A 26,425-nucleotide genomic window follows, 5' to 3' on the forward strand; every position below is an offset into this window, starting at 1 on the left:
TGATGCGTACTGGCGTACTGGCGTGATCGCAGTCGCACTGCTGTGTCGCTAGCGCACCGGCAATGCCACCGCATCGCCTTCCACACAGGCGACCAGGCGCTCGCCTTCGATCAGCGTTGGCACGATGCCGGCGGTGAAATGCGAGAACGCCGGCAGGATGGTGACGCGCTCGCGCAGCCAGAATGCCGGCCAGCGACGCGACATGCCAGGCAGCGCGGCCAGCGGATGCAGATGCCCGCACAGCACGTGCCCGGTAGGATGCGGCAAAGGATCGTGGCGCAGCACGAACGGGCCGTCTTCGACCTGCTCGCCGGCCGCTTCGATATGCAGATCCGCACCGGCCAGGGCGCGGTCGTGGTTGCCGCGGATGGCGATCACGCGCAACGCGCAATGACGCTCGCGCCATGCGCTCCAGCGGCGATGCCAGGCCGCGCGCGGAGCAGGCCCGTGCAGCAGATCGCCGAGGATCCATAGCGCACCCACGTCGCGTTGTTCCAGCAACGCATCCAGCCGATCCAGATCGTGCGCAGTGCCGCCGGCCGGCATCCCGATGCCGGCGCGACGGAACACATCGGCCTTGCCCAGGTGCAGGTCAGCGATCAACAAGGCGCGTTGCGCCGGCCGATACAGCGCACGCTCGCCGAGCAATTCCACTGTTTCGCCGGCCAGCTGCAGTTGCACGCTATCGCCCATGTTTACGCTCCAGTTGTTCGGCAGCGCGCAGCACGCGGGCCTTCCAGTCTTCGGTACTCAGTTGGCCGCGCACGCGTTCGGCCCATAACGGAAACGACAGGGGAGTCAGACTGCGCGGTTTGCACAGGCGTAGTTCGCGGCGTGCGCAATCTTCCAATGCATGCGCAAGCCGCGCCAGTTCGAGTTGGCCTTCGAACACCTCGCGCTCGGCCTGGGCCAGCAGCAGATGCTCGGGATCGAAGCGCTGCAACACGTCGTAGAGCAAGCCGCTGGAGGCCTGCAGCTGACGCAGGCTGCGTGGTGCACGGCCAGGCAGCGCTGGCGACAGCAACCCGGCAACGCGGGCGATCTCGCGGAATTGCCGGCGTGCCAGTTCGCCCAGATTGAGGCTGTCGCGCAGATCGTCGAGCAACCCGGCTGGCGACAGCAAGCTCTGCAGCACGCTCGCATCGAGTTCCACATCCTGCGCGGGCGACAGCACAAAGCCATAATCGTTGGCGGCAAAACTGAAGGTGTTGCGCTGACGCCGACCCCAGCGTGCGGCAAGCAGTGCAGCCAGCCCTTCATTGACCTGACGCCCGGCGAACGGATACACGAATACATGCCGGCCATCGCGCGCTTTGATGCTTTCCACCAGCAGATGGTCCGGGCCGGGCAGCGAGGACAGCGACGACTGCAGGCGCAATAACGGTGCAAGCGCCTGCATTTCCGGCGCATCGCCGGGATCGGCAAACACCGCTTCCACTTCACGGCCCAATGCCGACGACAACGGCATGCGCCCGCCCATCCATTTCGGTACCACGCCACTGCCGCCCTTGGCCACGCGCACATAAGCGGTCATGTCTTCCAGCCGCACCAGCTCCAGCAAACGGCCGGCGAATTGAAAACGATCGCCACGGCGCAGACGGCCGACGAATTGTTCTTCCACCGCACCCAGGCGCCCGCCGCGCAAAAACTGCACGCGCACGCTGCCATCGCTGGTGATGGTGCCGATGGACAAGCGATGCCGTAGCGCGACGCGCCGATCGATGACGCGATATACGCCCTCTTCGTCGCGCACGACTTTATGGAAATCCGGGTAATGCGCCAGCGCGCTGCCGCCTTGCACGATGAAGTCGAGTACCGCCTGCCAGGTGGCGTGGTCTAGTGCCGCAAATGCATCGGTGCCGCGCACTTCTTCAAACACTGCATCGGCGTGGAAACCGCCGCCGAGTGCGAGCGTGACGCAGTGCTGCGCCAACACATCCAGCGACAGGCGTGGCGGTGGGCGCGCTTCGATATGGCCATGCACGATCGCGCGCCGCGCAGCGGCGTATTCCACCAGTTCCAGCGCATGCGAGGGCACGCACACCACGTGTCCGGATTCGCCCGGGCGATGACGCGCGCGGCCCGCACGCTGCAGCAAGCGGGCAATGCCTTTCGGGCTGCCGACCTGCAGCACCTGATCCACCGCCGGAAAATCCACGCCCAGATCCAGACTGGAGGTTGCCACCACGCAACGCAGGCTGCCGTCGCGCAGGCCGAGTTCGGCCGCTGCGCGCAGGGAGGGGTCCAGCGAGCCGTGATGCAACGCGAGCGTGGCCGGATCGTCCGGCCATACCGCGTTCAATGCCTGATGCCACAACTCGGCCTGCGCGCGCGTGTTGGTAAACACCAGGCTGGTACGTTGCTGCATGATCTTCTGCAGCACGCGCGCCAGCTGCGCCAGGCCGAGATGCCCGGCCCACGGAAAGCGTTCGCCGCTCTCTGGCAACAAGGTCTCCAACGTCATTACGCGTGGTTTGACGCCTGAGACCAGCGCAGCCTCCGGGCGATGCGGCAACAGCACATCGCGTGCCTGCGCCAGGTTACCCAGCGTCGCCGACAAGCCCCAGATGCGTAGTGCCGGCGCCCAGCCGCGCAGGCGCGCCAAGCACAGTTGCAGCAGCACGCCGCGCTTGTTGCCTAGTAGCTCATGCCATTCGTCGACGATCACGCAGCGCAGCGCCGACAACTGCGGCGCGGTGTCGGGGTACGACAGCAACAAGGCCAACGATTCGGGCGTGGTGACCAGCACATCGAGCTTGCCGCTGCGCGCGAGCCGCTTGTCGCGCGCACTGGCATCGCCGGTACGCAAGCCCACCTGCCAATCCAGCCCCAGTGCTTCCACCGGCTCACGCAGGGCGCGTGCGGTATCGGCGGCGAGTGCGCGCAAGGGCGTGATCCATAGCACCTGCAACGTGCGTTGCTGTTGGCGTCGTGCAGTCGTGGCGGGTTTGGTCGCCGGCTTGCGTCCACGTGTGGACAAGGCCTCCAGCAGCGGCCCGCCGAAGGCTGCGAGCGTCTTGCCGCTACCGGTTGGCGTATGCAACAAGCCGGATTCGCCATCGAGATAGCGCTTCCACACATCGCGTTGAAACGGTAACGGCGCCCAACCGCGCTGCGCGAACCAGGCACGCCATTGCTGCAACGGCGTGCCGCGTGTCTGCTGCGCGTCGCTCACCGTGCCAGCGCCTGCAAGCTGCTCAGGTGATCGGCCTCGGCCATCGGTTTGTCCTGGCGCCAGCGCAAAATCCGTGGAAAACGCACCGCAATGCCGGACTTGTGCCGCGCGCTGCGATTGACCGCTTCGAATCCCAGCTCGAACACATGATGCGCGGTGACCGCACGCACCGGGCCGAAGCGCTCGGTGGTGTTGGCGCGGATCCAGCGATCCAGTTGCAGAATTTCCTTGTCGTCCAGACCGGAGTAGGCCTTGGCGATCGGCACCAACTGGCCCTCGTGCCACAGCCCGAACGTGTAGTCGGTGTACAGCGTGCTGCGCCGGCCATGACCGGCTTGCGCATACAGCAGCACCGCATCGATGGTGAGCGGGTCGATCTTCCATTTCCACCAATCGCCGCGTCGGCGACCGGACTGGTAGATCGAGTTGGCGCGCTTGAGCATCAGCCCTTCCACGCCGCGCTCGCGTGCATCCAGGCGTACTTGCGCGGCGGCCTGCCAATCGCTCACCTTCACCAATGGCGAGGCAACGATGCGTGGATCGGCGAGTGTGGCCAGCACGCCTTCCAGCAGCGCGCGACGCTCCTGCAATGGACGTTCGCGTAAATCCTCGCCGTCCAGCTCAAGCAGATCGTAGGCGACCACACGTGCTGGCGCTGCCGCCAACGTCTTTGGCCCGGGCTTGAGCCGCTGGATGCGCGTCTGCAAGGCGGTGAACGGCATCGGCAATGGCTGCTCGGCTTGCCAGGCCAGCAGCTCGCCATCGATCACGGTTCCCTCGGGCAACTGCATCGCAGCTTGTTCGATTTCCGGAAAACGGCCATCCAGACGTTCTTCGCCGCGCGACCACAACGCCGCTTCGCCAGCGCGTCGAATCAGCTGCAGCCGAATGCCGTCCCACTTCCATTCCAGCAGCCAGGCATCGACCGCGCCTAGCGTTTCGACCTCGGCTTCCAGTGGCGAGGCGAGAAAGAACGGGTAGGGCTGCTGCCGATCGCCAGGCAATTCTTCGGCGGTCAGCAAGTTGGCCAGATAGGTCGGATGCGGCCGCCAGCTGCCCAGCATGCGCTGCGCGATGCGCGCGATCTCTATCCCGGACATCTCGGCCAAGGCCTGTTGCACCAGTCGCTGCGACACGCCGACGCGCAGCGCGCCGGTCAGCAGCTTGTTGAATACCAGACGCTCGTCGAAGGCCAGGCTGCGCCACGCCTGCACGATGCAGGCCTTGCGTACATCGACGTCTTGATTGGCGATCTGCAGCAGCCGCTGTTCGATCCATTCTGCAAGCGGTAAATCGGCCGATTCGGTGGCCGGATCATCCAATAGCAAGGCCAGCGTTTCAGCCAGATCGCCGACGTGGTCGTAGCTATCTGCAACCAACCAATCGGCAATGCCGGCGGTTTCGGTGATCCATTCGCGCAGCTCGCCGCTGCTGGCGATGCGCATGCGTGTGCTGGCCACCTTGCCGCCGGCCAGTAAATACAACGCCCACGCCGCATCAAGCGGCGGCGCGCTGCCGAAATAACGCACCAACGCGGCACGCTTGTCGAGCGTGCCGGTACTGCGATCCAGGGTGCGGTACAACGCGGCAAAACGCTTCACAGCAGTGCCTGCGCAGTTGCGCATTTGTCTGCGGCGCGCAGTTTCATTGCGCGTTGCGTAAACGCACTCAAGCTGCGTACGCGACGCTGCGGCTGCGGCGGTCCGACAATGGCGGCGGGCGCAGCGCGATGAATGCGAAACGCCAAGGCGTGCCGACGAAACGCAAGCGCGCCGCTCAGGCGAATGCGGGGACGTGCGCGAACATAACGACGTGCGGGCAGTGGGTTCATTCCTCGGCTCCGAAATCGGTGCGGAAGGCTTCGGCTGCGACGCCGCGTTCCAGCAGATGCTGGATCAAGGCATCGGTGTTGCCGTGGGTGGCGATCACGCGGCGCGCGCCGGTCTCTTCGATGGTGCGCAACAGGTCCGGCCAATCGGCATGATCGGACACCACAAAACCGCGGTCGTAATTGCGCCGACGGCGATTGCCGCGAATGCGCATCCAGCCCGATGCAAAGCCCTGTTGCGCATGCCGGAAGCGACGGATCCAGGCGCTGCCGGCCGCCGAGGGCGGCGCCAACACCAATTGCCCGGCATAGTCGGCGCCGCGCGCATGTTCGCTGACCGGTTGGGTGTCCAGCATCGCGATGCCGGCCTGGCGATACACCTCCACGCCCACCGCGATCGCGCCATGCAACAACGCCGGTTGCGTGTCCCAGGCGCGCAGTTCCGCCAACACCCGTTGCGCCTTGCCCAATGCATAGCAATACAGAATGGCCGCTTCGCCGCGCTCGGCGCATTCGTGGCGCCAGGCGACGATATCGGCTGCGACGTCTGAAGTATCCGGCCAGCGATACACCGGCAGCCCGAAGGTCGCTTCGGTGATGAAGGTGTCGCACGGCACCACTTCGAACGGCTTGCAGGTGGGATCGTGCTGGCGTTTGTAATCGCCGGAGGCGACCCAGACCTCGCCATCGACTTCGATGCGCACCTGCGCCGAGCCGAGCACGTGGCCGGCCGGATGCAAAGACACCCGCGCGCGTCCCAGGCAAAACGCTTCACCATCGGCATGCGTGTGATAGACCTGCTCGCCGAGGCGCCACTGCAGGATCGGCAGGCTCTCGTGCGTGCAGTGATATTCGCCCATGCCACTGCGCGCGTGGTCGCCATGCCCGTGGGTGATCACCGCACGCGGCACTGGCCGCCAGGGATCGATATGGAAGTCGCCCTGCGGGCAATACAGACCCTCGGGCCCAAGCACCACCAGATCGCCAGGTTTATCGTTGCCGTTGCGCATGCGGCAACTCTGGCCAAGCCGGTGTGCAGATCCTGAGAATGGGAATGGCATGCATCGGCGTGGCGCCTCGACACGTGCTTGCACGGCGAGGTTCGAGCGGGGGAGTGAAAGCCTCTAGCGCGACGCGGTCGAGCGTTTCGTGTGGCAAGACGTGCGCCTTCAACGTCGCTGGGACGCTAGGACGTTGCCTTTTACTGCATCGAGAACGCAAATAAAGCCTGACAAACGAACATCAAAAGCGAGGAGTGATCGGCATCCTCCGCGTTGATCCCGCTCCGATCATGATGCCCAGCACGCCCGATCTCCCGCATGTCTTCCTGGCGCTTGCCGTCTTACGGCCTAATGCCGGGTACGCCGCCCGGGTGAGCGCACCGCAGTCGCTTCCACGGCCAGCGTAAATCCACGCTCTTCGCCGCCCTGCATTGCGCCGACATCCACGACCTGGCGGCGAATCTCTTCGCCCTTGCCGTTACGCACCGACACCACCACGGTGTATTCCCATGGATCGCCATCGGCAGGATGACGGATGGTGCCGTCGACCTTGAGCGGCACGATCGGGGCGGGCTGCGCATGTTGCACAGCTGCCGAGTCGAAGCGCAGGTGGTGCTTGCACGCAGGGCAGACGCTGGCGCTTTCCAGAATCGTCGCCTTGCAGTGCGGGCAGCTGCGTGTGGCACCGGGCGTGCCCGGGCGGGGTGCACTCATGTGGCGTCGCTGTCTCCGCTCACGATTGCCTTGCTCGTGCCAACAGGCTTGCCGGTGTCTTCGCCCCAGCCGAAATCGGCCTGGCCGCGCATGCGGGCGCCCGACGCCACGGTGAGGCTACCGGCTTTGACGTCGCCAACCAGCACGCCGGAGGTCTGCAATTCCACTTGCGCGGCGGATTCGATATTGCCCTCCAGTTCGCCGGCGATGATCACCTTGTTGGCGCGCACGCCGCCATTGAGCTTGGCGCCACGTTCGATGGTGAGATCGCCCTTGACGTTGACGTCGCCCTTGAAGCGGCCGGCCAGACGCACGTGCCCGGCACCTTCGATCTTGCCTTCGATGCTGATGTCGGCGGCGATCAGCGATTCTTTTGCATCACTTTGGCGCTGCGGGGCCGCAGTGCTGGTTGCCGGCGTCACCGGCGCAACACTGGTCGGGGCGGTAGCAGGCACCGGCGGAGCGGGGCTGGCCTCGGCGGTGAACAACCGGCCATCGGCGGCGGGGGGAACTTCGGGTGCGGCCGGAACGCCGTCTTTCTTGTTGGGACCTTGATCGCGCCACATCGACATCGGATTGCCTCGCTTGGGGGTCAAGGCCGACTATCGCCGCGTCGATGGATCTTTTGTGTGACGAATTGCGCAATCCAACATCGACGGCGTGCGTGCTCAATCCAGTGGGAGCGTGGCGGCGCCGTGCTGCTCGACCCGGTTACGTCCGCGATGTTTGGCGATATACAGCGCCGCATCGGCTTTCTGGATCAGGCTCGATCCCAATTCGCCATCGACCGGGAAGCTGGCCACGCCGATCGAGGCGGTCACGCGCGGCAACGAGCGCTGCCCATCGGTGACCGCCAATGCGGCGATAAAGCCACGGATCTGCTCGGCCACGCGCATGGCTTCGGCGACATCGGTCTCGGGCAGGATCACAGTGAATTCTTCGCCACCATAACGGCAGGCCACATCTTCGGCGCGCAGGCGGGTCAGCAGCAGCTCGCCCACCGCTGCCAGCAGCAGATCGCCGCCGGCATGGCCCTGGCTGTCGTTGAACTGTTTGAAGTGGTCCACATCCAGCATCAACACCGACAACGGCAGGTCACGCCGTGCGCAACGCGCCAGCTCATGGCTGAGCGATTCTTCCAGATAGCGCCGGTTGTACAGCCCGGTCAGCGCATCGCGAATGGATTGCCGCCGCAGCGATTCGCGCAGACGCAGATTGCTCAGCGCCAACGACAACTGCTCGGCCGCGGCCTCGGCGATTTCCAGGCGCGGCATCGGGCCAGGGCCGGGCGAGGACAGAAACAGAAAGCCGAGTTGTGTGCCTTGCGCCGACATCGGTAGGCAGGCGGTAGTGATCGGCGCGGTGGTGTCGGGCACGGCGATATGCGCACACAGCGCATCCCGGTGCAGGTCTTCGATGATGTGCGGCTGACCCCGGCGCAGCGCCCAGCACTCTTCCGGCAGCAGATGCGGCGCGCTTTGCAGCAGCGGTTCGCCCCAGTGGCTGATCGCTTCGGCGCGATCCTGCGACGCGCGCAGCAGATACACGCTTCCGGCCACGCCGGGCAGCAGGCCGGCCAGGGTGCGGCTGGTCACCACCAATGCCTCTTCGGCGCTGATGCAACTCTGCAGCAGGCCGGTATAACGGCTGAGCAGATTGAGATCGGCGGTACTGCGTTGCAACGCGTCTACACTGTCGCCCAGCTCGCGATTGGCCTGCGCTGCCAGCCGCTCGGCCTGCGCGCGATGGCGCAATTCGCGCATCAACAACCCGTAGACGGTGCCGACGACGACCAGCCCGAATGGAATGCCGGCCAGCGCCAGCACCAGCAGCAAGGTCGCACTTTGCCGGCTGCTGTCGGCGCGCTCCACCAACAGTTCCTGTTCGCGCTGCACCATGCTCAGCGACTGCTCGCGGATCGCACTGGTGGTGCAGAAAGCGCTTTGCCGGATGCTTGCGCGCGCCGGTTCCAGACCGCTTTGCGTATAGAGGTCGAGCGTATGCTGGATCTGTTGCAGGCGCGTCTCCACCAACTGCTGCAAGCGGTCCAGATGCTGTTCCTGGGTGGTGTTGTCGGTAATCAGCCTTCGCAGGTTGCCGAGCAGAATCGGCAGGCGTTCGACGCTGGTCTGATAGTCGAGCAAATATCCATCGTTGCCGGTGAGCAAAAAGCCGCGCTGCGCCGATTCGGCATCCAGCATGCGCGCCTGGATCTCGTCGATCCGGCCGATCACTTCATGCGTGTGTGCCACCCACGCGGCATCGGCCAGCGAGCGGCGCGCACCGACGAAGATGCCGATGCCGATGGCGATAAAATCAGCGCAGAAAAGGCCAGTGCAAGCTGATTACTGCGGCGCGAGGTAAAATGAGGAGGGCATGCGCCGATGCTAGCCTGCCGTGCTCGACAACATGCGCTTTCTGCCGCCGACAAACTCACGCGCCGGCTCGATAAAGCCGGCGCGTGCGCAAAGTGCAAACGGGGTCACGCGGTGTTTCAGAGTGGCTGACAAGCGCGGCGAGCGGTCCTTGGTGGTACGAACGGCGCAGAGGAGCCGGCGTGTACGTGATACATGGCCTTCCGAGCACCGACCGTGGCCGCCTAACGGGGAGCGCAGTCGTTGTGACAGGCGCTCTTAGTGTTCCGGATGCTCTGCGTCGTGCTTGTCGGCGTTCTGCTCGGCCTTGTTGGCCATCTCGCGGGTCTTGTCTGCGGTGGCGTCGGCGGCATTGGCGGTTGCGCGGCTGGCATCGGCCGCCAGTTCGCGAGCGGCAACGCGTGCGTCGGCAGTGGCAGCCTTGGCCTGCACGGCAGCGCGATCGGCGGCCTGCTCGGTGGCAGCGGCAGCGTGCTTGGCGGCGGATGCGGCATCGCGGCGCGCCTGCTCTGCATCAGGGCCTTGGCAGGCGGCGAGCGAGAGGGCGGCAATGGCGCTCAACGACAGCATACGGATCGTCTTCATGGGTGGGTCCTGTTCCTGTTCCGGTGTTGGAACGCGGAGCTTATGCAGGAGCCAATGCAGTGCGCGTCAATGCCGTACTGGCCATTCAGCCGCCGGGCGGGCATGCCGCTACGCGATGGCGAGTCATTTGTCTAAGGGCGACGCGTGATGCATCCAGTGCAGGCGGATCAGGGGCGGATTCCGGGAGAAATTTCAGGCAAAGAAAAAGCCGCTGGAAACCAGCGGCTTTCTCCGAACTCGCTTGGAGCTAAGAAGTGATTACTTCTTGGCTTCTTCGGCGGTGTCCTTAGCAGCTTCGGCGGTGTTTTCAGCCGTCTTGGCAGCGTCGGCAGCCTGATCAGCAGCAGCGTCGGTCGCGGCGCCGGAAGCAGCCTGGGCAGCGTCAGCAGCGGTGTCAGCCGAAGCAGCAGCGGTGTTGGCAGCAGCCTGAGCGGCGTCAGCCGACTGCGAGCCCGAGGCAGCAGCCTGGTCAGCAGCGGTCTGAGCGTCGGCAGCAGCTTCGTTAGCCGAAGCAGCAGCGTCCTGAGCCTGTTCCGGCTTCGAGCAAGCGGTCAGGGCCAGGCCCAGAGCCATTGCGATCAGCAGCTTGTTAATGGTCATTGTTTCAATCCTCGTCGTTAGATTAGGCAACGCGCTATTGCGCGCCCCCGACATGATGACGGCCACAAGACTAGTGTCAAGCGTGCGCGCATTCAGTTTTGCAAAATCGCCGTTAAAAACAATCAAATCAATTCGATAGCGATGGCAGTCGCTTCGCCGCCGCCGATGCACAGCGTCGCGATCCCGCGCTTGCCGCCGCGCGTGCGCAACGCGTTCACCAATGTCACCACCAAGCGCGCACCGGATGCGCCGATCGGATGACCGAGTGCGCAGGCGCCGCCATGCACGTTGACCTTGTCGTGCGCGATGCCCAGTTCCTTGATCGGCACCATCGGTACCACCGCGAACGCTTCGTTGATTTCGAACAGATCCACCTGGTCCAGATGCCAGCCGATCTTGCCGACCAGGGTCTGGATCGCGGCCACCGGCGCGGTGGTGAACCACTCAGGTTCCTGCGAGTGGGTGACATGTCCCACGATGCGCGCCAGCGGCGTGATGCCGCGACGTTGCGCATCGTCTGCGCGCATCAGGATGGTGATTGCCGCCCCGTCGGAAATGCTCGACGAACTGGCGGCGGTGACGGTGCCGTCCTTCTTGAAGGCCGGCTTCAGGGTCGGGATCTTGGCCACATCGGATTTGCCGGGCTGCTCGTCGCTGTCCACGACGACCTCGCCCTTGCGCGTTGCCACGGTGACCGGAACGATTTCATCGACGAACGCGCCGCTGCGCTGCGCCGCCTGCGCACGCTCGACCGAGGCGATCGCGAAGGCATCCTGATCGGCGCGGCTGAAATCGAACTTCTCCGCAGTGGCTTCGCCGAACACGCCCATCGCCTGGCCGTCGTACGGATTGGTCAGACCATCCCAGGCCATGTGATCGACTGCCTGGAAGTTGCCGTAGCGATTGCCGGTGCGCGAGTTGGGCAGCAGATGCGGCGCGTTGCTCATCGACTCCATGCCGCCGGCGACCACGATGCTGGCCGAGCCGGCCTTGATCAGATCGTGTCCGAACATGATCGCCTTCATGCCCGAGCCGCACACCTTGTTGATGGTGGTGGCGCCGGTGGAAGTGGGAATGCCTGCTGCAATCGCGGCCTGACGTGCAGGCGCTTGGCCGAGGTTGGCCGGCAGCACGCAGCCGACGATGACTTCTGAAATGTCGGCTGATGCGATCCCTGATTGCGCCAGCGCGCCCTCGATAGCGGCGGCAGCGAGCTTGGGCGCCGGCACGCCATTGAATTGGCCAAGGAACGAGCCGATGGCAGTGCGTTTGGCAGCAACGATGACGATGTCGGACATAGAAGAGATACCGTTTAAAGTGAAACGATTATCTGCCTCATGCTCCGTTCGCGCCAGCCGCGACATGCGCTACGCAGTTAGCTGCGACAGTGGCGTGACGATGCGCTATAAAGACGTCGTTCGGGCCCGGATCGGGCCCTATCCATGGAATGGGTTCGGGGAGAACAACGCAGATGAAGAAGATAGACGTCGCCAGGACCGTCCTGGCCTCGGCGTTGGCTGTGGCGTTGACCGCGTGTGGCGGCGGTGGAGGTGGTGGCGGCATTCGTCCGACCACACCGACTGCACCGCCACCGACCTCGCCACCGCCACCACCGCCGCCAACCTCACCGCCGCCTCCGCCACCGCCGGTAGTGGCACCGCCGACGACACCGGAACCCGCATTCGACGCGCATCTGACGCTGACCAATGCGCGCGCCGCGCAGGCGTTGGGGTTCACCGGTGCGGGGTATCGCATCGGCGTGATCGATACCGGCATCAATACCAATCATCCGGCCTTGCAGGGGCGGGTCAGCGACAGCTTCATCTATGTCGATCCGCGCACCAACAATGTCGCTGCGGGCGATGTGGTGGGCCACGGCACCGTGGTGGCGCAACTGGCGGCCGGGCGTGCCGTGGGGCAGTGGCCGGGCGGCATCGCCAGCGGCGCAGGCCTGGTGTCTGCGCGCATCATCAGCGATGAAGCGCCGGACGATGACGGTAGCGGCGAAGGTAACGAGGTCGATGGCCCGCTTGGACTGGCCGGCGTGCATGCCGACCTGATCAGCGCAGGCGTGCGCATCATGAATAATTCCTGGGGCGGGCTGTATTGGAACGACCCGGCGGTGACCAATCAGATTGCGCAGGAATACCGGCCTTTCATCATCGGCAACGATGGGCTGGTGGTGTTTGCGTCGGGCAACGAATCGCGTGCGCAGCCCTCCGATACGGCGGCGCTGCCCAGCCAGCTGGGCCCGAACGGGACGCTGCCGGCCGCCGATCTGGAACGCGGCTGGTTGGTGGTCGCCGCGCTGGATACCGCCAATCCCACGCAGCTGGCCTCGTACTCCAATGCCTGCGGCGTTGCGATGCGTTATTGCCTGGTGGCGCCGGGCACCTCGATGTTTCTCGACCCCGATGCCACCGCCAGCAACATCCGTTATTTCTATGGCAGCGGCACCTCGTTTGCCGCGCCGCTGGTGTCCGGTGCAGCTGCGCTGGTGTGGGAGGCGTTTCCGTATTTCAACAATGATCTGGTGCGCCAGACGTTGCTGGGAACTGCCACCGATCTGGGCGCAGCGGGCGTCGATCCGACGTTCGGCTACGGCTTGCTCAATGTCGGCAAGGCGGTGCTGGGACCGGCACGTTTCGATTGGGGCACGGTGGATGTCACCGTCAATACCTTGCGTTCGACCTGGGCCAACGACATCAGCGGCAGCGGTGGCCTGACCAAGCGTGGGACCGGTACCTTGGTGTTGACTAGCGATGCCAACACCTTTGCCGGCGACACCCAGGTGCTCGGTGGCACCTTGCAGACGGCCAGTCTGCAGAGTGCGCGCGTGGGCATCGCCAATGGCGCCAGGCTGATCGGTGCCCGCAGGATCGGTGGAACGGTGAACAATGCCGGCACGCTGCAGGTCAACAGTGCCGCGCTGTCTGTCACCGGCAATTACACCCAGGCGGGTGATGGCCGTCTGGCCTTGAACGTCGGCGATCGTTTGAACGTTGCGGGCACCGCGACGATTGCAGGCGATCTGCAAGTGCTCGGCCGGCGCGATTACGTGATCGACAACAACACCTACACCTTGCTGCAAGCCACCAACGGGCTGCAGGGCCGGTTCGATTCGCTCAGCAACGGGCCGGCAGTGACTTTCCTCGATGCCAACCTGAGCTACGACAGCAATAGCGCGTATCTGACGTTGCGGCGCATGGATGTCACTGCAGTGGCGGCAACGCTGGGCGTCATCGGCACTGCATCGATGGATTCGGCAGTGCGTGTCGAGCAGGCGTTCCAGCATGTGGACGCGCAACAACTGCAAGGCAGCGGCGCGATCAGCGGCGGTTTCATTCGCGCCGCAGCGGCCTTGCAGCAATCGCCCACCGCCAAGGCAGCAGCCGATTCGTTGCGCAGTCTGTCCGGTCGTGCGCATGCGGCCTCGGCAGCGATGACCTTCGACACCATCGATCTGGGCCGGCGTGCGTTGGCGGCGCATTTCGATGGCTTGTCGCAGCAGCCGCGCATGCTCGGCGTCTGGCAACGTGCGCTCGGCGGGCCGGGCGAGGGCGGAGTGACCACGTCCGGATTCGCCACCTCCGGCTGGATGATGGGCAATGATCTGCGCCTGGCCTCCGGCGCGGTCGCGGGTTTTGCCTTCGGCGAGACGCGCTCCAACAGCCTGGGCGATCTGGATGGTGCACGTGGGCGCGATCGTCAGGTGCAAGGTCAGCTGTACTGGGGCACCACGCTGGGCTCGGCCTACACGCTGGGTCAGCTGGGTTTCGGCAATGTCGATCGGCAGATCGAGCGCAGCCTGCAGTTCGGCGAAGACCGCAGCAGCGCCTTCAGCGACTACAGCGGCAGTTACCTCAGCGGCAACCTGGAAACCGGCTACCGCTGGGGCGGTGCACGCGCATCGCTGACGCCGTATATGGGTCTGGATTACGTGCGGCTGCGTAGCGAGGGCTTCCGCGAAAGCGGTGGCGACGGTTTCGGGTTGCGTGCCGATGCCAGCACCTCCTCACGCACCCAGGTGCTGGCCGGTGTGCGTTCGGCGTATCGCTGGCGTGGCATCCAGTTGGGCGGTTATGCAGAATGGCAGCAGGCATTGAGCAGCGACGGTTTGATGCTGGATGCCAGCTTCATCGGTGTGGATGCGTGGGCGCCGTTGCGCGGCATGCAGCCGGCGCGCTCGGGCGGTCTGTTCGGCATCGCGGCCTCCGCGCCGTTCGGCAATCGGAGCCAGCTGCGTTTCGGTTACGACCAGCGGGTGGGCGAGCGCGGCGACGATCGCGCGCTGAGCCTGCGTTACAGCGCCGATTTCTGATCGGCGTCCTGCATGCCCAGGCACTGCTGCCTGGGCATGCGGATCACTCGCCGCGTAGCTTATGCAAAAAGCGCGGTGCGGTGCGGCCCAGCGGCAATTTGAGCTTGCTGATGGCCTCGATACGCGTTTCGGCAATCTGATCGGCTGCCTGCTGCGGCGGTACGCCCAGCTGCGTGGACAGATCGAACACCTTTTCCAGATTGTGATAAATGCTGCGGATCAGCCGCATCGCGCGCTCGCGGTTGTAGCCGTCGATCTCCAGCGACACATTCATTACGCCGCCGGCATTGACCACGTAATCGGGTGCGTACAGGATGCCGCGCTTGTGCAACTCTTGCCCGATGGCGGCGCTGGCGAGCTGGTTGTTGGCGGTGCCGCAAATGATCTTGGCCTTTAGCCGTGGCAGGGTCTGTTCGTTGATCGCGCCTTCCAGCGCGCACGGCGCGAACACATCGGCCGGCACTTCGTAGATCTCGTCCACACGCACGGCTTCGGCGCCGTATTCGGCCACTGCGCGGTCCACCAGCGCCGGGTTCAGATCGGTCACGTAGAGTTTGGCGCCGCGTTCCTTGAGCAGCTTGACCAGCTCCATGCCGATATGGCCCAGGCCCTGGATCGCGATGCTGGACTTGCCGACTTCTTCATGGCCGAGCCTGCGATTGAGCGAGGCCATCAGCGCCTGCAGCGCGCCGTAGGCGGTGAATGGCGCCGGGTCGCCGGAGCCGCGATGTACCTGATGCACGCCGGTGACGTACTCGCTCTCCAGGTAGATCTTTTCCATGTCGTTGACGTCGGTGCCAACGTCCTCGGAGGTGATGTAGCGCCCGCCCAGGGTGTCGACAAAACGGCCGAATGCGCGAAACAGCGCCTCGCTCTTGTCGGTCTTGGGGTCGCCGATGATCACCGCCTTGCCGCCGCCGACATTCAGGCCGGCCAGTGCGTTCTTGTAGGTCATGGTGCGGCTGAGCCGCAGCGCGTCGTCGAGTGCCGCTTCGCTACTGGGGTACGGACGCATGCGCACGCCGCCCAGTGCCGGCCCGAGGCGGGTGCTGTGCAACGCGATGATCGCTTTGAGGCCGGCGTCGCGGTTGTGACAGAAAATCACCTGCTCGTGGCCGGTGGTATCGAGGGTTTCGAAAAGCATCGAAGGCTCCGCGGGGCTGCGTGATGTGCCTTCCCTGAGGCCGGGTCTGGACCCGTGCAATGGGAAACAAAAAACGCGACGTCTGCAGACCCTGTCCGATCACGTCGCGCTGCAACATTTTAAACCACGTCGGCAGGGGCTTGTGTATGAATCTGTTCACCAATGCCGATAGCGCTGCTGCCGAAACCACAAGGTTCCCAGCCATTTGCTGCCCGTGGTGACCGGCAGGCCGGCGTGCAACGAATCGGGATCGGGGCGGCCATCGGCATGCAGGTTGTCGAAGCACACCACCGACCCGGCACGCGGCTGTACCCGGATGCCAGCAACAGGGAACTCGGTTTCGCCGCCTGCGCCGACATCGTTGAGATAGACGCATGCGGTGCGCAGGCGATTGCCGGCGCCAGGGCAGTCTGCGGCGATCGTGCCGGGCGGCAGGTAGTCGCGATGGGCGCGGTAGTGCTCGCCCGGCGCGTAGCACAGCACCGACAGCGCTTCGGCATGGGTCAACGGCAGCTGCGCGCAGGCCGCCACGCGCGCCTGCGCTGCACGCGCAGCGAAGTCCTCGAGGATCGGATCCAGCGTGGCGCCGCGGCTGGTGCGGATCGGCGTTCGGTGCGTGCTCGCATCGTTGGGGTCCACCACCTGCGAAGCACGCAGATGCGGCCGTGCCAGCAGCATCAGCAAGCGGCATTCGTCGGCAGACAGCACAGCGGAGACTTCCTCGATCATGGGCGCGTCGTGGCGGCGCGCCGTCACGTTTCTTTGGGGCGCGAAACTGATGTGGTCCTCGTTGCCAATGGGGTCGCGACCGGGATCGGGTGGCGAGATCCGCACATCGGGCAGTGCGGCGATGCCCAATGGTTGCAATTGCCGCAACAGCTGCGCCGCGGCCTCAGGCTGCGGCGGGACGCCTTCGCCACGCAGCAAGCGCTCTGCCAGCAGTACGGCCGCCAGCGCATCGCCGCCTGCAGCGGCGCGCTCCAGCAGGGCGACGCAGCGGCGTTGCTGTTGCGGATCATCGATGCGGCCGTGCTGGATGGCCAGTGCGCGGAGTGCGAGTGGATAGTCGGCCGTGGCTGCTGCGTGCAGTTGCGCGTATGCCTGCGGCGCCAGCGCCAACGGGGTGTCGGTGACCGCCAGCGTTGCCAGCAGATAACGTGCTGCTGCGGAGTCCTGGCGCTCGGCCTGCTGCCAGTGCGCCCGCGCCTGGGCAATGTCCACATCGCAACCGATACCGTAGGCCAGCATGCGCCCGGCTTCGATCAGTGCCGTGGGATCGCCTGCGGCCGCGCCGCGCGCGTACCAGACCAAGGCCTGCTCGGTCTGCCCTGCGCACACCAGCGCCTGTGCCAAGGCATTCATTGCGGCGGGCTGTTGCCCGTTGGCAGCCTGCGTCAGGGCGGCGAGTGCATGCGTCTGTTCCATCGCGGCATCCTAAGCCCTGCCCGCGCGATGCGCGATCAGCGGTTCGCCGACAGCGCCAGCTGGGTCAGATACAGGCGCAGATCGAACTCCAGTTGGTGGTAGTCGCGCGTCATGTGGTTGCACAGCTGGTAGAAGGCCTTGTTGTGATCGGCCTCCTTCAGATGCGCCAGCTCGTGGGCCACGATCATCTGCAGAAATGGCTCTGGAGCATCGCGGAACAACGAGGCGATGCGGATTTCGCGGCTGGCCTTGAGCCGGCTGCCGTGCACGCGCGAGATGGCGGTGTGCGTGCCCAGCGCATGCTTCACCACCTGCAGATGGTTGTCGTACATCGCCTTGTGCAAGGTGGGCGATGAGCGCATGTAGCGCTCCTTCATCGCTTTGACATACTCGTACAGATGGCGATCGGTGCGGATCTCATGGCGGTCCGGGTAGCGCCGCGCCAGCACCGCTGCGAGTTTGTCCTGCGCGATCAGCTCGCGCACCTGATCCAGGACAGCGGGCGGGTAACCGATGAGATAGCGGAGAGTGTCCATGCCGATCGAGTGCTGCGAAGTGCGCATGATCGCCGATGCAGGTGCCGGTGGCGAATCTGCGCGCGCGAATGTGGCGGTGTGTGTCAGGCGTATTCACGAATGCGGCACACCTGGATGCGTAGCGTGCAGCGCATGTTTTGCGGCGGATTGCCGCAGGCACACGACTAAAAACACGGCACCGTGCCGAATGAGGAGACAACAACATGATCAAGTGGGCCATTATTTTCGCCATCATCGGACTGATCGCCGGTGCGCTCGGGTTTGGCGGCATGGCGGGCGCTGCGATGGGCATTGCCAAGCTCCTGTTCTGGGCCGGCATCATCATCGCCATCGTGCTTTTCGTGCTGGGTGTGACGATCGCCAAGAAGGTGACCTGACGTCCGAGTGCCTGGCGTCGGCGCGCGCTTCGCACGCCAGCCGCGTTACCCGGAATGCAAAAGAGCGGCCAGTGGCCGCTCTTTTTTATTACTGCAATCTGATCAATCGAATCGGCCGGGGCAAGTATTCGGCCGGCGCAAGTAAAAGACCGCAGGCGAGTTCTACCGCAATGCCTTCGATGCGCGCTTGCGCAGATCAGACGCCGGTGTCTTCTGCGGTGGTGTGCAAGGCGATGTTGAGTTGATCGATGGTCACGATCCAGTCGGCATCGTCGAGGCGTTCTTCACGCAGCAACTGTGCCTGCGCCGGAGTCCAGAAGGGCGCCTCTTCCAGACGTACATCGCCCGGCAACGGAGAGTGCTCATCGATAAAGTCGCGAATGCTGACTTCGTCCGATGGCAGACCCAACTGGGCGAATAATTCGGAGAACGGGTGGACAGGTTGTTCCATTGCAGATTCCTCGAAGAGTGCGAATACATAGATGCTAGAACACCCGATTTGAGCGCACTGTGCACGTCCGGCTTGGATTTGCCTGCGCGCATGCCCATATTCCACTCCTGAGCCAACAAGCCGAGGCGATCATGGCGACCGGATGGGCGGGTGATGGGGCGGTGCAGGACCAGATCGATGCAACCGTCGAGGATGCGATCAAGCGCGCGCGGAGCCAGCTGCATCAGGGCCCGAGCCTGACGCATTGCGAAGAGTGCGATGCAGCGATTCCCGAAGCGCGCCGCAAGGCCGTGCCGGGCGTGCACCTGTGCGTGAATTGCCAGGAAGCGCACGATCTCGATCAGGCGGCGCAGGGCGGCTACAACCGCCGCGGCAGCAAGGATAGCCAGCTGCGTTGACAGCTGGGTGGGCGTCTTAGTTGGCGTTGAAGTGGCTGGTCTCGCGCCAGCGACGCGTGGTGCGCTGGAAGAACAGACTGTTAGGAACCTGCAGCACGCTGCCGGCGTGATCGCCGGTTTCTTCCAGTGTCGTGTAAATCACGTTGATGTCGATCACGCGGCCTTTCAGGCCCGGCTTGTCGCCGCCTTCGAGCAATTCGATATGGTCGTGCAGGCGGAACGGGCGCGTGGTGATGATCAGGAACGTGCAGAAGATATTGGACAGCACGCTCCATGCCGCGAAGAACGCCACCGCACCGACCGCCGCGAATCCGGTGAACGCGGTCCACAAGGTGCCGCTGGAGACGCCAAGCACGTTCAGCACCGTCAGCACGGCGGTGACCGAGATGACGAAGCTGCCCACACGCCGGATACCGATCATCATTTCTGCCGGCAGGCTGTAACGCGTGCACAAGCGCCGCAGCAGTTGCCGCAGCAGCAGCCGTACCAGCGCGGCAACGGCGACGATCAACACGATCTGCACCGTTGGCACTGCGACAGCCAGCCACTGCGGATTCCAGTGCGGCAGCAGGCTACGGATCATGGTGGGCAACGCATCGGGCGCGGACATCACATCATGCAGGTTGGGCGGATGCCCATTGTAACGGGGCGCTCGGGGAAGACAGCATGCAGTTACGGGTGGCTAGCGCGTAACACGCGCACTGGATGCGGAGAGCGCGACCAAGCGCTGCCAGCGCTGTTCCAGGTGACGCACCAGTGTCCATTCCCATGGTGTGCTCATCGCGACGCAAGACACCTGCTTGAGCGGTAAACGCAGCAGGCACAGCTCCAGGCGCGCCGGGGTCAGCGTGAGCTGCAGCGCATCCATCGGCAGCGGGGCCGGGCAGTGGGTGGAGCACAGGCTCAGGAGCAATCCAAGAACATGCGGCATGTGGGCTTCCGACCAGAATGCCTGCGCTGGGAGCGGCCGATGACCGTGCCCAGGCAAGCGATGCGACGCAGGAGTGCGCTATCGAAAGGATTGGATGCGCCAGCCGGCGAAAAGGTTTACGCCGCGCTCGAGGAAAAAGAGTTTGCCGGGTTTAAACCTTTGCGCTGCCTGGCGCATCGAACTGGATATGCTCGACACCGCCATGCCCATCGATGCCTCAGAGTGCGACAGCCCCGCCGACCGCGACGACGCCGGCTTGGCGCGTGCTGCTGCGCGCGGAGATCGCGCTGCCTACGAGACCATCTATCGTCGCCACTCGCCACGGTTGTATGCGGTGGTCTGGCGGCTGTGCGGCGGTAATGCGGCGCGCGCCGACGATGTGTTGCAGGAAACCTTCATCGCGGCATGGAAGGCCTTGCCGCAATTCCGTTTTCAGAGTGCGCTGGGCACCTGGCTGCATCGCCTGGCGGTCAACACCGCCTTGATGGAGTTGCGTGCGCGCTCGGCTGCGAGCGATCACATGGTGGACGATGCCGACGGCGAGATTCTCGCGGCGATTCCCGGCGTAGCGCATTGCCAATCGACCCGGATGGATCTGGACCGCGCGCTGCAAACATTGCCGCCACGTGCACGCGCGGTGCTGGTACTGCACGACATCGAGGGCTGGAAACATCAGGAGATTGCCGACCAACTGCACATGGCGGTCGGCAGTTCCAAGGCACAACTACATCGCGCGCGCGGCTTGCTGCGTGTGCGGCTGGGAGACACCGTATGAACCACGATCACCATGATTCACACGATCCACGCGAGACCGATGACGCTGCGTTGTGCGCGCGTTTGCGGGCATTGCCGCAACACCGCCAGCCACCGGCGCAGGTGTGGGAGCGCATTGCACCCGCATTGACGGCGCACTCCAACGTGGTCGCATTGACGCCGCGCGGCCATCGCGCCTGGGCCTGGCCTGCACTGGGTGTGGCGCTGGCCGCTGCGCTGGCGTTGGTGGTCATCGTGCCCGGGCTCGATCGGCAGGCACGCACGCCCGTGCCCGTGCAGCCCGCGCTGGTGGCGCAGGCACAGGCGATGGCCGGGCAGTACCAGCAGGCGATTGCGGCATTTCCAGTCCAACAGGTGCCGGCCGATCTACGTCCGGCGCTGGATGAGCTGGATCAAAGCGTACAGGCCATCCACGCCGCGATCGCGCAGAGCCCGGGCTCTGCATTTTTGTTGTCGCAGCTGCAGCGCACCTATGCGAAGCGGCTGCAATTGACCCGTCTCGCCGCACAGGGCGAGGCGTCTTTTCCTAGCTGAGGAGCATGCCCATGCGTTACGCCCATCTTTCCCTGTTGCTGCTGGCTGCGGTGTGCGCCGCGCCGGCAGCGGCGCAGACCACGCTGAAGCAGACCCATCCGCTGGCGCGCGGCGGGCGCGTGGAGGTGGAAAACATTGCCGGGCAGATTCGCGTGCGCGGCTGGGATCGCGACGAGGTGGCGCTGACCGGCAGCTTGGGCGAGGGGCAGCGGCTGGATGTCGACGCAAGCCCGGACTTGCTGCAGCTCGAGGTGATCTACCCGCGCAACGGCCGCAACAGCAAGGGCGCTCAACTGGAGTTGCGGGTCCCGCGTGCGGCGTTGCTGGACGTGGAGGCGGTGAGTGCCTCGGTCGATGTCGATCAGGTCGATCTGGCGCGGTTGCAGCTCAAGTCGGTCAGCGGCGATGTGGTCGCCGCTGGACGTGCCAAGGAGGCGCAACTGGAAACTGTCAGCGGCTCGCTGCGTAGCTCGGTGGCCAGTGGGCGGCTGACGCTGGGCACGGTGAGTGGGCAGATCGATGCGCCATCGGGCGCCAGTGGGGTGATCTCGGTCGAGTCCGTCTCCGGCCAGATCCGGGTTGGCGCGGGGCAGGTGTCGCAGCTGCGTGCCGAGAGTGTGTCCGGGGGAACGGCGCTGACGGTGACCTGGTTGGCGCCTGGCGGCAGTATCGCGGCGGAGAGTGTCAGCGGCTCGATCTCCCTGGGCGTGCCGCGCAATGTCTCGGCAGCGCTGCAGGTGGACGTGTTCAGTGGCGACATCCGCTCGGTGGCCGGGCAGGTGGAGCGGCCGGAGTACGGCCCGGGCAAGAGCCTGAAAACCAAGCTGGGGGCGGGCAATGGTGACGTCAAATTGGAATCGCACTCGGGCTCGGTGCGCATCGATTACAGCAACTGATGCCTGAAACCTGACGTCTGAAACAAGCGTGCCACCTTGCGGTGGCACGTTGAGCAAACACTTCGGGGCAACGCTTAGGCGATCTTGTCGCCATCGTTGCGAGCTGGGCCGAAGTTGGTGGTGAGCACTTCAATCCTGCCGCCGGTCTTGCGGAACGCGGCGATGTCGGCAGCGATACGCTCACGACTGAGCGGCTGCGACTTGCCTTCGCTGCGAGCGATGCTGGGCTGGGATTTCTGCTTGGTCGCGGGACGTGCCATGTGGCCTCCTGTAGCGGGGAAGTGCAAGGACATCGCGTGCGGCTAGGGTGGCGCGCGCAGAAGCGATGTCGAGAGATGCGATCGCGTTCGGTGCGCAATCGCGGCGGCACGGCGAGCGTGCCTTGCAGACAAGACGGCGGGGCGTCCGGCAGCAACCGTGCATTATATGGGAAGTCGCGCCGGATTGCGTTAACGCGTGCTGTGCAAGGCGATGCATCTTGTGCACAGCTCACTGATCACGTGGCTTCCGCTTACCGCGCGGCAGCCCAGGCCAGGCCCTGGACCACACCGAAGGACGGGTCGCCTTGCACCAGGCGCGATTCCGGGAAGGCGGCCGCGACCGTGTCACGGATATAGCCTGCGCGCGACATGCCGCCGGTGAGGAACAGCGTGGCCGGCGGGGCGGCCAGGTCGGCACGCACCTGCGCGAGCAGGCCTTCCAGTTCGCCCAGATAGTTGGAAGCGGACGCCACCAGTGCGCTGGCCTGCACCTCCACGCCCAGCCCGCGCTCGATGAAGTCCAGCGCCGCCTGGTGATGGTCGCGCTCGCTGAGCGCGATCTTGCAGGCTTCCACGCCGCGATACAGGCGCGCGGTGTTGCCGGTGTCCTGCAGCGCCTGCAGACGCTTGTCGAACGGGGCGGGCACGTCCTGGTACTTGTGCAGGCGAAATTCGCGCTGGCGCGTCATGTCCTGCACCATCGCCGCTTCCACGTAGTGGTGGGTCGGCACGCGGGTGATACCGCGGCCGAACAGCGGCATGTAGGCGGCCAGGCTCAGTGCCAGATCGATATCGGTACCGCCGCGTGCGATGCCCCAGGCGCGGTGCACCTGCGGCGCGTCGCTGCCTCCGACGCTGGCATGCGCGATGTCGGTGGTACCGCCGCCGATGTCCACCACCACGGTGTCGTGCCGGGTGTCATGGCTGACGTGGTAGTGCATCGCGGCCGCTGCGGGTTCTTCGAGGAAATCCACCGTGTCGAAGCCCGCAGCTATTGCTGCGGTCTGCAGGATCTCCAGCGCCTGTGCGTTGCCGGCCTCGCCGATCGAGCTGCGGAACTGCACCGGGCGGCCCAGCGTGGCGCTGCGGATGTTGATGTCGAACTGGCGCGAGGCGGTGAGCCGAATATGTTCCAGCACATGCGTGGCGATGCCGGTGATGGTCTGGCGCGCGCGCGGATGCAGGTTGTAGCCCAGCATCGATTTGGGGCTCTGCACCAGGCTGCCTTCGCCTTCGAGGAAATACGCATCCAGCGCTTCGTCGCCATAGACCGCGTTCTGCAGCAGGGCGGCAGAGCTGCGCGGCTCGCGTACCTGTTCTTCCATCCATTGGCGGCGCACGATGCGGATCGCATCGCGGCGCAGGCTGTCATTGGCGGGCGTGCGGCCGGCGGCAAGCGCATCGCGGCGACCCGAGTCGATCAGCCGTTCCACCTCGTATTCCAGCGCCGGGGTGAGGCTGAAATCGTCCGGGTCGCGCATGGTCTCGGGGAAATACACCGTGGTGCGGAACTGCAGGTCCTGCCCGAACCGCACCGGCACCACCTGGCCATCGACGATCGCCGCAGCGGCGGAATTGCTGGTACCGAAGTCGATGCCGAGTTTCATGCAGGCGGGCCTATGAGCGGGCCGCGCACTTTACTACTTCTGCCGTTTGCGTCGTGGGCAAAGGACCGCGCGCAGGTCGCAGCAGCCGAAGCGCCGTGCACCCGCAGGCGCACGGCGCGATGGCTCATGCCGCAAGGTTGGCGACGTGACCTTCGTTCAGTTCTTCGGTGGTGGCTTCGCGCACTTCGATGACTTCGACCGCGAAATGCAGGGACTTCCCAGCCAACGGGTGGTTGCCATCGACGGTGACATGCTCCGGGCCGACGTCGGTGACCGTCACCAGCACCGGTCCTTGCTGGGTGCGGGCTTCGAACTGCACGCCCGGCACCACTTCGATATCGGTGGGAAAGGCATCGCGCGGCACCTGCTGGATCAACTGCGCGTGGCGCGGGCCATAGCCTTGCTCGGGCGCCACATCGGCGGTGAGCGTTTCGCCCAGGCGCTTGCCATCCAGCGCCTGCTCCAGGCCCGGCACGATATTGCCGGCGCCGTGCAGATAGCTCAGCGGCGTGTCCGGCGTGGAGCGGTCCAGCACCTGGCCGGTGTCGTCGGAAAGTGTGTAGTGAATGGTCGCAACGCGACCCTGGCTGATTTCCATTGGAAACCTCCATGACGGTGATCGAGTGGAATGCATCGGCTGATTCACGATGCGAAGAGATGCTGCACGCCCACCGTAGGCAATCGCCTTCGATCATGCAACCGCAGCCGATCCGGCGGTTAGGGCGAGGATCAGCTTGGTCGTGGTGGTGTCAGGTTGGGCCATGCCTGCAGCCGAAGGTCATGCGTCGACTGTCTGGCTGCACTGCAACTGCGGCGCGGCGGATGTTTTGCATCGCACGTCATCAGGTGTTTCGCATGTTTCAACGTGCACCCAAACGCACGTGCTGCGCGCTAGTCGGGTTGTGCGCCGCGTTCGATCTCGGAGCGACGTGCATGCCAGGTTTCAGGCGTTTGCGGCTTGATGAACAGTGCGGTGAGCTCGGGGTGCTGGCGTTTGGCGGCGGCCTCGATGCGCCCGACGCAGGCTTCGATTTGCGGCGTGGTGCGGCTGTCTTCGAACTCGGCGCTCAACGCAGCCACCACTTGATTCGGGCCCATCTGCATGGTCAATACGCCGTTGGCGGCGCGCACGTCCGGGTCGCTGGCGGCAATGCGCAGTAGCGATTCGGTGACGTGCGCATGTGCGGGCTCGCCGATCAGCAAGCCCTTGGTTTCGCGCGCCAGCAGGAACGCGGTGACCGCCAGTACGCCGGCGATGCCGATCGAGGCGATGCCATCGAGTTCGGGCATGTCCAGCAGTTGCGCGCCGGCAAGGCCAAGCACGGCCATGAACAAGCCGATCAATGCGGCGCTGTCTTCGAGCAGCACGGTAAACGTGCTGGGATCCTTGCTTTGCCGAAACGCCTGGAAATAGCCCATGCGGCCCTTCTTCGCGCGGAACTCGCGCAAGGCCACCACCCAGGAAATGCCTTCGAACACGATCGACACGCCAAGCACGATGTAGGCGATCAGATGGCTCTTGGCCGGCTCGGGATTGCGCAGATGCACGATGCCTTCGTACAGCGACACGCCTGCGCCCATCGCAAACACCAGTAGCGCGACGATGAAGCTCCAGAAATATAACTTGCGTCCGTAGCCGAACGGATGGGTGGGCGTCGGCGCCTGCGCTGCGCGCCGCAGACCGTACAGCAGCAGCACTTCGTTAATGGTGTCCACCAGCGAATGCACGCCTTCGCTGAGCATCGCCGAGCTGCCGGAAATGCCGGCGGCGATGAACTTGGCGATGGCGATGGCCAGGTTGCCGGCCAGCGCCACGTAGACGACCAGGTGCGAGCCGGTCTTCTTTGCGGCATTGGCCTTTGCCGCGCCGGGTCCGGTGGACCCAGGCGCGGCAGCCCGATGCTCTGCAGATTCGGGCGCGCCGCTGGGCGTATTGGAGACCGATTGATTGGACACGCGCGACCTGCAAGGCATTCGACAAGCGCCGCACTATCGCGCCACCGCCGTGCCGGAGACGTGATCGCGCGGCCGGGGCGCTACAATCCACGCCCGTTTTGAGCTTAGGAATCGCATGTCCACCGTTCCCGCCTGTCCGCAATGTGGCCTGGACAACACCTATGTCGACGGCGCCTTGTCGATCTGCGCAGACTGCGGCTTCGAATGGAGTGCGGGCGACGCCGCCGCGACCGCGACGGTGGTGCGCGACAGCAACGGCAATGTGTTGCAGGCCGGCGACACGGTGAGCGTGATCAAGGACCTGAAGGTCAAGGGCTCGTCGATTCCGCTCAAGCAGGGCACGCTGATCCGCAATATCCGCCTGGTCGAGGACGATGCCGAGCACATCGAAGGCAATTCGGAAAAGATCAAGGGCTTGGTGTTGAAGACCTGTTTTCTGCGCAAGGCGTGAGGCAATTGCGGCTGCGGCAATGCCGCACGTAGCGTGTGTAGGAGCGCGCTTGCGCGCGATGAGGCGTTATCGATTACGCTTCATCG

The 26,425-nt window shown here is 64.9% G+C and carries 27 protein-coding genes, 1 other RNA gene and 1 pseudogene; 7 read left to right on the top strand and 22 right to left on the bottom strand.

Annotation, left to right across the window (positions count from 1 at the left end; translation table 11 throughout):
* Positions 1 to 48 precede the first annotated feature (48 nt).
* The 12 genes and pseudogenes from pdeM to ABS769_RS02635 all read right to left on the bottom strand — a co-directional run bounded on the left by pdeM (position 49) and on the right by ABS769_RS02635 (position 11,576).
* Positions 49 to 693 carry a ligase-associated DNA damage response endonuclease PdeM gene (pdeM, locus tag ABS769_RS02580; RefSeq protein ID WP_317060145.1) on the bottom strand — a complete coding sequence of 215 codons (645 nt, stop codon included), beginning with the start codon at positions 691 to 693 and terminating at the stop codon, positions 49 to 51.
* On the bottom strand, positions 683 to 3,175 hold the full coding sequence (locus tag ABS769_RS02585; RefSeq protein WP_317060143.1) for a ligase-associated DNA damage response DEXH box helicase: 2,493 nt from the start codon (positions 3,173 to 3,175) through the stop codon (positions 683 to 685). Before ABS769_RS02585 ends, pdeM begins: the two co-directional genes overlap by 11 nt.
* Positions 3,172 to 4,776 (bottom strand): ATP-dependent DNA ligase, encoded by a 1,605-nt coding sequence (locus tag ABS769_RS02590; RefSeq protein ID WP_317060141.1) that lies wholly within the window; start codon positions 4,774 to 4,776, stop codon positions 3,172 to 3,174. Before ABS769_RS02590 ends, ABS769_RS02585 begins: the two co-directional genes overlap by 4 nt.
* Positions 4,773 to 5,006 carry a hypothetical protein gene (locus tag ABS769_RS02595; RefSeq protein WP_168958335.1) on the bottom strand — a complete coding sequence of 78 codons (234 nt, stop codon included), beginning with the start codon at positions 5,004 to 5,006 and terminating at the stop codon, positions 4,773 to 4,775. The genes ABS769_RS02590 and ABS769_RS02595 overlap by 4 nt, the downstream gene beginning before the upstream one ends.
* Positions 5,003 to 6,013, bottom strand: a complete 1,011-nt coding sequence (locus ABS769_RS02600) for a ligase-associated DNA damage response exonuclease (RefSeq protein ID WP_317060139.1) — start codon at positions 6,011 to 6,013, stop codon at positions 5,003 to 5,005. The genes ABS769_RS02595 and ABS769_RS02600 overlap by 4 nt, the downstream gene beginning before the upstream one ends.
* A gap of 339 nt (positions 6,014 to 6,352) precedes the next feature.
* Complete coding sequence (locus ABS769_RS02605) at positions 6,353 to 6,718, bottom strand: hypothetical protein (RefSeq protein ID WP_043908094.1); 366 nt, start codon at positions 6,716 to 6,718, stop codon at positions 6,353 to 6,355.
* On the bottom strand, positions 6,715 to 7,290 hold the full coding sequence (locus tag ABS769_RS02610) for a bactofilin family protein (RefSeq protein ID WP_317060137.1): 576 nt from the start codon (positions 7,288 to 7,290) through the stop codon (positions 6,715 to 6,717). Before ABS769_RS02610 ends, ABS769_RS02605 begins: the two co-directional genes overlap by 4 nt.
* A 96-nt stretch (positions 7,291 to 7,386) precedes the next feature.
* A pseudogene (locus ABS769_RS02615) lies at positions 7,387 to 9,104 on the bottom strand (diguanylate cyclase).
* 115 nt (positions 9,105 to 9,219) lie between these two features.
* Positions 9,220 to 9,290, bottom strand: a non-coding RNA gene (locus ABS769_RS02620) — sX9 sRNA.
* Positions 9,291 to 9,351: 61 nt separating this feature from the next.
* Complete coding sequence (locus ABS769_RS02625; RefSeq protein ID WP_104549885.1) at positions 9,352 to 9,678, bottom strand: hypothetical protein; 327 nt, start codon at positions 9,676 to 9,678, stop codon at positions 9,352 to 9,354.
* 258 nt (positions 9,679 to 9,936) lie between these two features.
* The gene (locus ABS769_RS02630) at positions 9,937 to 10,278 is read right to left on the bottom strand and encodes a hypothetical protein (RefSeq protein ID WP_039528386.1); all 342 of its coding nucleotides are present in this window, start codon (positions 10,276 to 10,278) and stop codon (positions 9,937 to 9,939) included.
* Positions 10,279 to 10,400: 122 nt separating this feature from the next.
* The gene (locus ABS769_RS02635; protein WP_317060133.1) at positions 10,401 to 11,576 is read right to left on the bottom strand and encodes a thiolase family protein; all 1,176 of its coding nucleotides are present in this window, start codon (positions 11,574 to 11,576) and stop codon (positions 10,401 to 10,403) included.
* 173 nt (positions 11,577 to 11,749) lie between these two features.
* Here ABS769_RS02635 and ABS769_RS02640 point away from each other — a divergent pair, with 173 nt between their 5' ends.
* Positions 11,750 to 14,599 (top strand): S8 family serine peptidase, encoded by a 2,850-nt coding sequence (locus ABS769_RS02640; protein WP_317060131.1) that lies wholly within the window; start codon positions 11,750 to 11,752, stop codon positions 14,597 to 14,599.
* A gap of 43 nt (positions 14,600 to 14,642) precedes the next feature.
* On the opposite strand, the gene ABS769_RS02645 is transcribed toward ABS769_RS02640, so the two are convergent.
* From ABS769_RS02645 to ABS769_RS02655, 3 genes are all read right to left on the bottom strand, one after another.
* A complete protein-coding gene (locus ABS769_RS02645; RefSeq protein ID WP_317060130.1) occupies positions 14,643 to 15,743 on the bottom strand; it encodes a Glu/Leu/Phe/Val dehydrogenase dimerization domain-containing protein in 1,101 nt (366 codons plus the stop codon).
* Between the two features lie 156 nt (positions 15,744 to 15,899).
* Positions 15,900 to 17,168 carry a 2OG-Fe(II) oxygenase gene (locus ABS769_RS02650; RefSeq protein WP_317060129.1) on the bottom strand — a complete coding sequence of 423 codons (1,269 nt, stop codon included), beginning with the start codon at positions 17,166 to 17,168 and terminating at the stop codon, positions 15,900 to 15,902.
* A gap of 35 nt (positions 17,169 to 17,203) precedes the next feature.
* Positions 17,204 to 17,731 carry a YgjP-like metallopeptidase domain-containing protein gene (locus tag ABS769_RS02655; protein WP_317060128.1) on the bottom strand — a complete coding sequence of 176 codons (528 nt, stop codon included), beginning with the start codon at positions 17,729 to 17,731 and terminating at the stop codon, positions 17,204 to 17,206.
* A gap of 176 nt (positions 17,732 to 17,907) precedes the next feature.
* Between ABS769_RS02655 and ABS769_RS02660 the strand changes: the two genes are divergently transcribed.
* Positions 17,908 to 18,081: a DUF1328 domain-containing protein gene (locus tag ABS769_RS02660; protein WP_317060127.1), complete on the top strand. Its 174-nt coding sequence runs from the start codon at positions 17,908 to 17,910 to the stop codon at positions 18,079 to 18,081.
* A 196-nt stretch (positions 18,082 to 18,277) separates the two neighbouring features.
* Here ABS769_RS02660 and ABS769_RS02665 read toward each other — a convergent pair whose 3' ends face one another.
* Positions 18,278 to 18,532 (bottom strand): DUF2789 domain-containing protein, encoded by a 255-nt coding sequence (locus tag ABS769_RS02665; protein ID WP_006452845.1) that lies wholly within the window; start codon positions 18,530 to 18,532, stop codon positions 18,278 to 18,280.
* A gap of 131 nt (positions 18,533 to 18,663) precedes the next feature.
* On the opposite strand from ABS769_RS02665, the gene ABS769_RS02670 reads away from it, so the two are divergent.
* Complete coding sequence (locus ABS769_RS02670; protein ID WP_006452846.1) at positions 18,664 to 18,930, top strand: DksA/TraR family C4-type zinc finger protein; 267 nt, start codon at positions 18,664 to 18,666, stop codon at positions 18,928 to 18,930.
* Positions 18,931 to 18,946: 16 nt separating this feature from the next.
* Here the strand turns inward: ABS769_RS02670 and ABS769_RS02675 are convergent, their stop codons facing one another.
* Together ABS769_RS02675 and ABS769_RS02680 are read right to left on the bottom strand one after the other, a co-directional pair.
* Positions 18,947 to 19,540 (bottom strand): mechanosensitive ion channel family protein, encoded by a 594-nt coding sequence (locus ABS769_RS02675; protein WP_317060125.1) that lies wholly within the window; start codon positions 19,538 to 19,540, stop codon positions 18,947 to 18,949.
* 72 nt (positions 19,541 to 19,612) lie between these two features.
* Positions 19,613 to 19,861, bottom strand: coding sequence for a hypothetical protein (locus ABS769_RS02680; protein WP_229009186.1), 249 nt, complete (start codon positions 19,859 to 19,861; stop codon positions 19,613 to 19,615).
* Between the two features lie 187 nt (positions 19,862 to 20,048).
* Here ABS769_RS02680 and ABS769_RS02685 point away from each other — a divergent pair, with 187 nt between their 5' ends.
* From ABS769_RS02685 to ABS769_RS02695, 3 genes are read left to right on the top strand one after another with little or no spacing between them, the layout of a single operon-like run.
* Positions 20,049 to 20,636 (top strand): RNA polymerase sigma factor, encoded by a 588-nt coding sequence (locus ABS769_RS02685; RefSeq protein WP_317060124.1) that lies wholly within the window; start codon positions 20,049 to 20,051, stop codon positions 20,634 to 20,636.
* Positions 20,633 to 21,169, top strand: coding sequence for a hypothetical protein (locus tag ABS769_RS02690; protein WP_317060123.1), 537 nt, complete (start codon positions 20,633 to 20,635; stop codon positions 21,167 to 21,169). Before ABS769_RS02685 ends, ABS769_RS02690 begins: the two co-directional genes overlap by 4 nt.
* An 11-nt stretch (positions 21,170 to 21,180) precedes the next feature.
* Positions 21,181 to 22,065: a DUF4097 family beta strand repeat-containing protein gene (locus ABS769_RS02695; RefSeq protein ID WP_317060122.1), complete on the top strand. Its 885-nt coding sequence runs from the start codon at positions 21,181 to 21,183 to the stop codon at positions 22,063 to 22,065.
* A gap of 74 nt (positions 22,066 to 22,139) precedes the next feature.
* On the opposite strand, the gene ABS769_RS02700 is transcribed toward ABS769_RS02695, so the two are convergent.
* The 4 genes from ABS769_RS02700 to ABS769_RS02715 all read right to left on the bottom strand — a co-directional run bounded on the left by ABS769_RS02700 (position 22,140) and on the right by ABS769_RS02715 (position 25,888).
* A complete protein-coding gene (locus tag ABS769_RS02700; RefSeq protein WP_010366034.1) occupies positions 22,140 to 22,325 on the bottom strand; it encodes a hypothetical protein in 186 nt (61 codons plus the stop codon).
* Between the two features lie 251 nt (positions 22,326 to 22,576).
* Positions 22,577 to 23,932 (bottom strand): Hsp70 family protein, encoded by a 1,356-nt coding sequence (locus ABS769_RS02705; RefSeq protein WP_317060121.1) that lies wholly within the window; start codon positions 23,930 to 23,932, stop codon positions 22,577 to 22,579.
* 124 nt (positions 23,933 to 24,056) lie between these two features.
* Positions 24,057 to 24,530 (bottom strand): FKBP-type peptidyl-prolyl cis-trans isomerase, encoded by a 474-nt coding sequence (locus ABS769_RS02710; RefSeq protein WP_104549896.1) that lies wholly within the window; start codon positions 24,528 to 24,530, stop codon positions 24,057 to 24,059.
* A 293-nt stretch (positions 24,531 to 24,823) separates the two neighbouring features.
* Positions 24,824 to 25,888 carry a cation diffusion facilitator family transporter gene (locus ABS769_RS02715; RefSeq protein ID WP_430544118.1) on the bottom strand — a complete coding sequence of 355 codons (1,065 nt, stop codon included), beginning with the start codon at positions 25,886 to 25,888 and terminating at the stop codon, positions 24,824 to 24,826.
* A gap of 115 nt (positions 25,889 to 26,003) precedes the next feature.
* Between ABS769_RS02715 and ABS769_RS02720 the strand changes: the two genes are divergently transcribed.
* The gene (locus ABS769_RS02720; protein WP_023903290.1) at positions 26,004 to 26,339 is read left to right on the top strand and encodes a zinc ribbon domain-containing protein YjdM; all 336 of its coding nucleotides are present in this window, start codon (positions 26,004 to 26,006) and stop codon (positions 26,337 to 26,339) included.
* Positions 26,340 to 26,425 lie beyond the last annotated feature (86 nt).

This window comes from Xanthomonas hortorum, assembly GCF_040279205.1.
Lineage (GTDB): Bacteria > Pseudomonadota > Gammaproteobacteria > Xanthomonadales > Xanthomonadaceae > Xanthomonas > Xanthomonas hortorum_F.

What these genes read in the sequence shown, in the direction of transcription:
- pdeM (WP_317060145.1), bottom strand. Translation starts at nt 693, where the DNA reads ATGGGCGATAGCGTGCAACTGCAGCTGGCCGGCGAAACAGTGGAATTG.
- ABS769_RS02595 (WP_168958335.1), bottom strand. Translation starts at nt 5,006, where the DNA reads ATGAACCCACTGCCCGCACGTCGTTATGTTCGCGCACGTCCCCGCATT.
- ABS769_RS02600 (WP_317060139.1), bottom strand. Translation starts at nt 6,013, where the DNA reads ATGCGCAACGGCAACGATAAACCTGGCGATCTGGTGGTGCTTGGGCCC.
- ABS769_RS02605 (WP_043908094.1), bottom strand. Translation starts at nt 6,718, where the DNA reads ATGAGTGCACCCCGCCCGGGCACGCCCGGTGCCACACGCAGCTGCCCG.
- ABS769_RS02610 (WP_317060137.1), bottom strand. Translation starts at nt 7,290, where the DNA reads ATGTCGATGTGGCGCGATCAAGGTCCCAACAAGAAAGACGGCGTTCCG.
- ABS769_RS02625 (WP_104549885.1), bottom strand. Translation starts at nt 9,678, where the DNA reads ATGAAGACGATCCGTATGCTGTCGTTGAGCGCCATTGCCGCCCTCTCG.
- ABS769_RS02630 (WP_039528386.1), bottom strand. Translation starts at nt 10,278, where the DNA reads ATGACCATTAACAAGCTGCTGATCGCAATGGCTCTGGGCCTGGCCCTG.
- ABS769_RS02635 (WP_317060133.1), bottom strand. Translation starts at nt 11,576, where the DNA reads ATGTCCGACATCGTCATCGTTGCTGCCAAACGCACTGCCATCGGCTCG.
- ABS769_RS02640 (WP_317060131.1), top strand. Translation starts at nt 11,750, where the DNA reads ATGAAGAAGATAGACGTCGCCAGGACCGTCCTGGCCTCGGCGTTGGCT.
- ABS769_RS02645 (WP_317060130.1), bottom strand. Translation starts at nt 15,743, where the DNA reads ATGCTTTTCGAAACCCTCGATACCACCGGCCACGAGCAGGTGATTTTC.
- ABS769_RS02650 (WP_317060129.1), bottom strand. Translation starts at nt 17,168, where the DNA reads ATGGAACAGACGCATGCACTCGCCGCCCTGACGCAGGCTGCCAACGGG.
- ABS769_RS02655 (WP_317060128.1), bottom strand. Translation starts at nt 17,731, where the DNA reads ATGCGCACTTCGCAGCACTCGATCGGCATGGACACTCTCCGCTATCTC.
- ABS769_RS02660 (WP_317060127.1), top strand. Translation starts at nt 17,908, where the DNA reads ATGATCAAGTGGGCCATTATTTTCGCCATCATCGGACTGATCGCCGGT.
- ABS769_RS02665 (WP_006452845.1), bottom strand. Translation starts at nt 18,532, where the DNA reads ATGGAACAACCTGTCCACCCGTTCTCCGAATTATTCGCCCAGTTGGGT.
- ABS769_RS02670 (WP_006452846.1), top strand. Translation starts at nt 18,664, where the DNA reads ATGGCGACCGGATGGGCGGGTGATGGGGCGGTGCAGGACCAGATCGAT.
- ABS769_RS02675 (WP_317060125.1), bottom strand. Translation starts at nt 19,540, where the DNA reads ATGTCCGCGCCCGATGCGTTGCCCACCATGATCCGTAGCCTGCTGCCG.
- ABS769_RS02680 (WP_229009186.1), bottom strand. Translation starts at nt 19,861, where the DNA reads ATGCCGCATGTTCTTGGATTGCTCCTGAGCCTGTGCTCCACCCACTGC.
- ABS769_RS02685 (WP_317060124.1), top strand. Translation starts at nt 20,049, where the DNA reads ATGCTCGACACCGCCATGCCCATCGATGCCTCAGAGTGCGACAGCCCC.
- ABS769_RS02690 (WP_317060123.1), top strand. Translation starts at nt 20,633, where the DNA reads ATGAACCACGATCACCATGATTCACACGATCCACGCGAGACCGATGAC.
- ABS769_RS02695 (WP_317060122.1), top strand. Translation starts at nt 21,181, where the DNA reads ATGCGTTACGCCCATCTTTCCCTGTTGCTGCTGGCTGCGGTGTGCGCC.
- ABS769_RS02700 (WP_010366034.1), bottom strand. Translation starts at nt 22,325, where the DNA reads ATGGCACGTCCCGCGACCAAGCAGAAATCCCAGCCCAGCATCGCTCGC.
- ABS769_RS02705 (WP_317060121.1), bottom strand. Translation starts at nt 23,932, where the DNA reads ATGAAACTCGGCATCGACTTCGGTACCAGCAATTCCGCCGCTGCGGCG.
- ABS769_RS02710 (WP_104549896.1), bottom strand. Translation starts at nt 24,530, where the DNA reads ATGGAAATCAGCCAGGGTCGCGTTGCGACCATTCACTACACACTTTCC.
- ABS769_RS02720 (WP_023903290.1), top strand. Translation starts at nt 26,004, where the DNA reads ATGTCCACCGTTCCCGCCTGTCCGCAATGTGGCCTGGACAACACCTAT.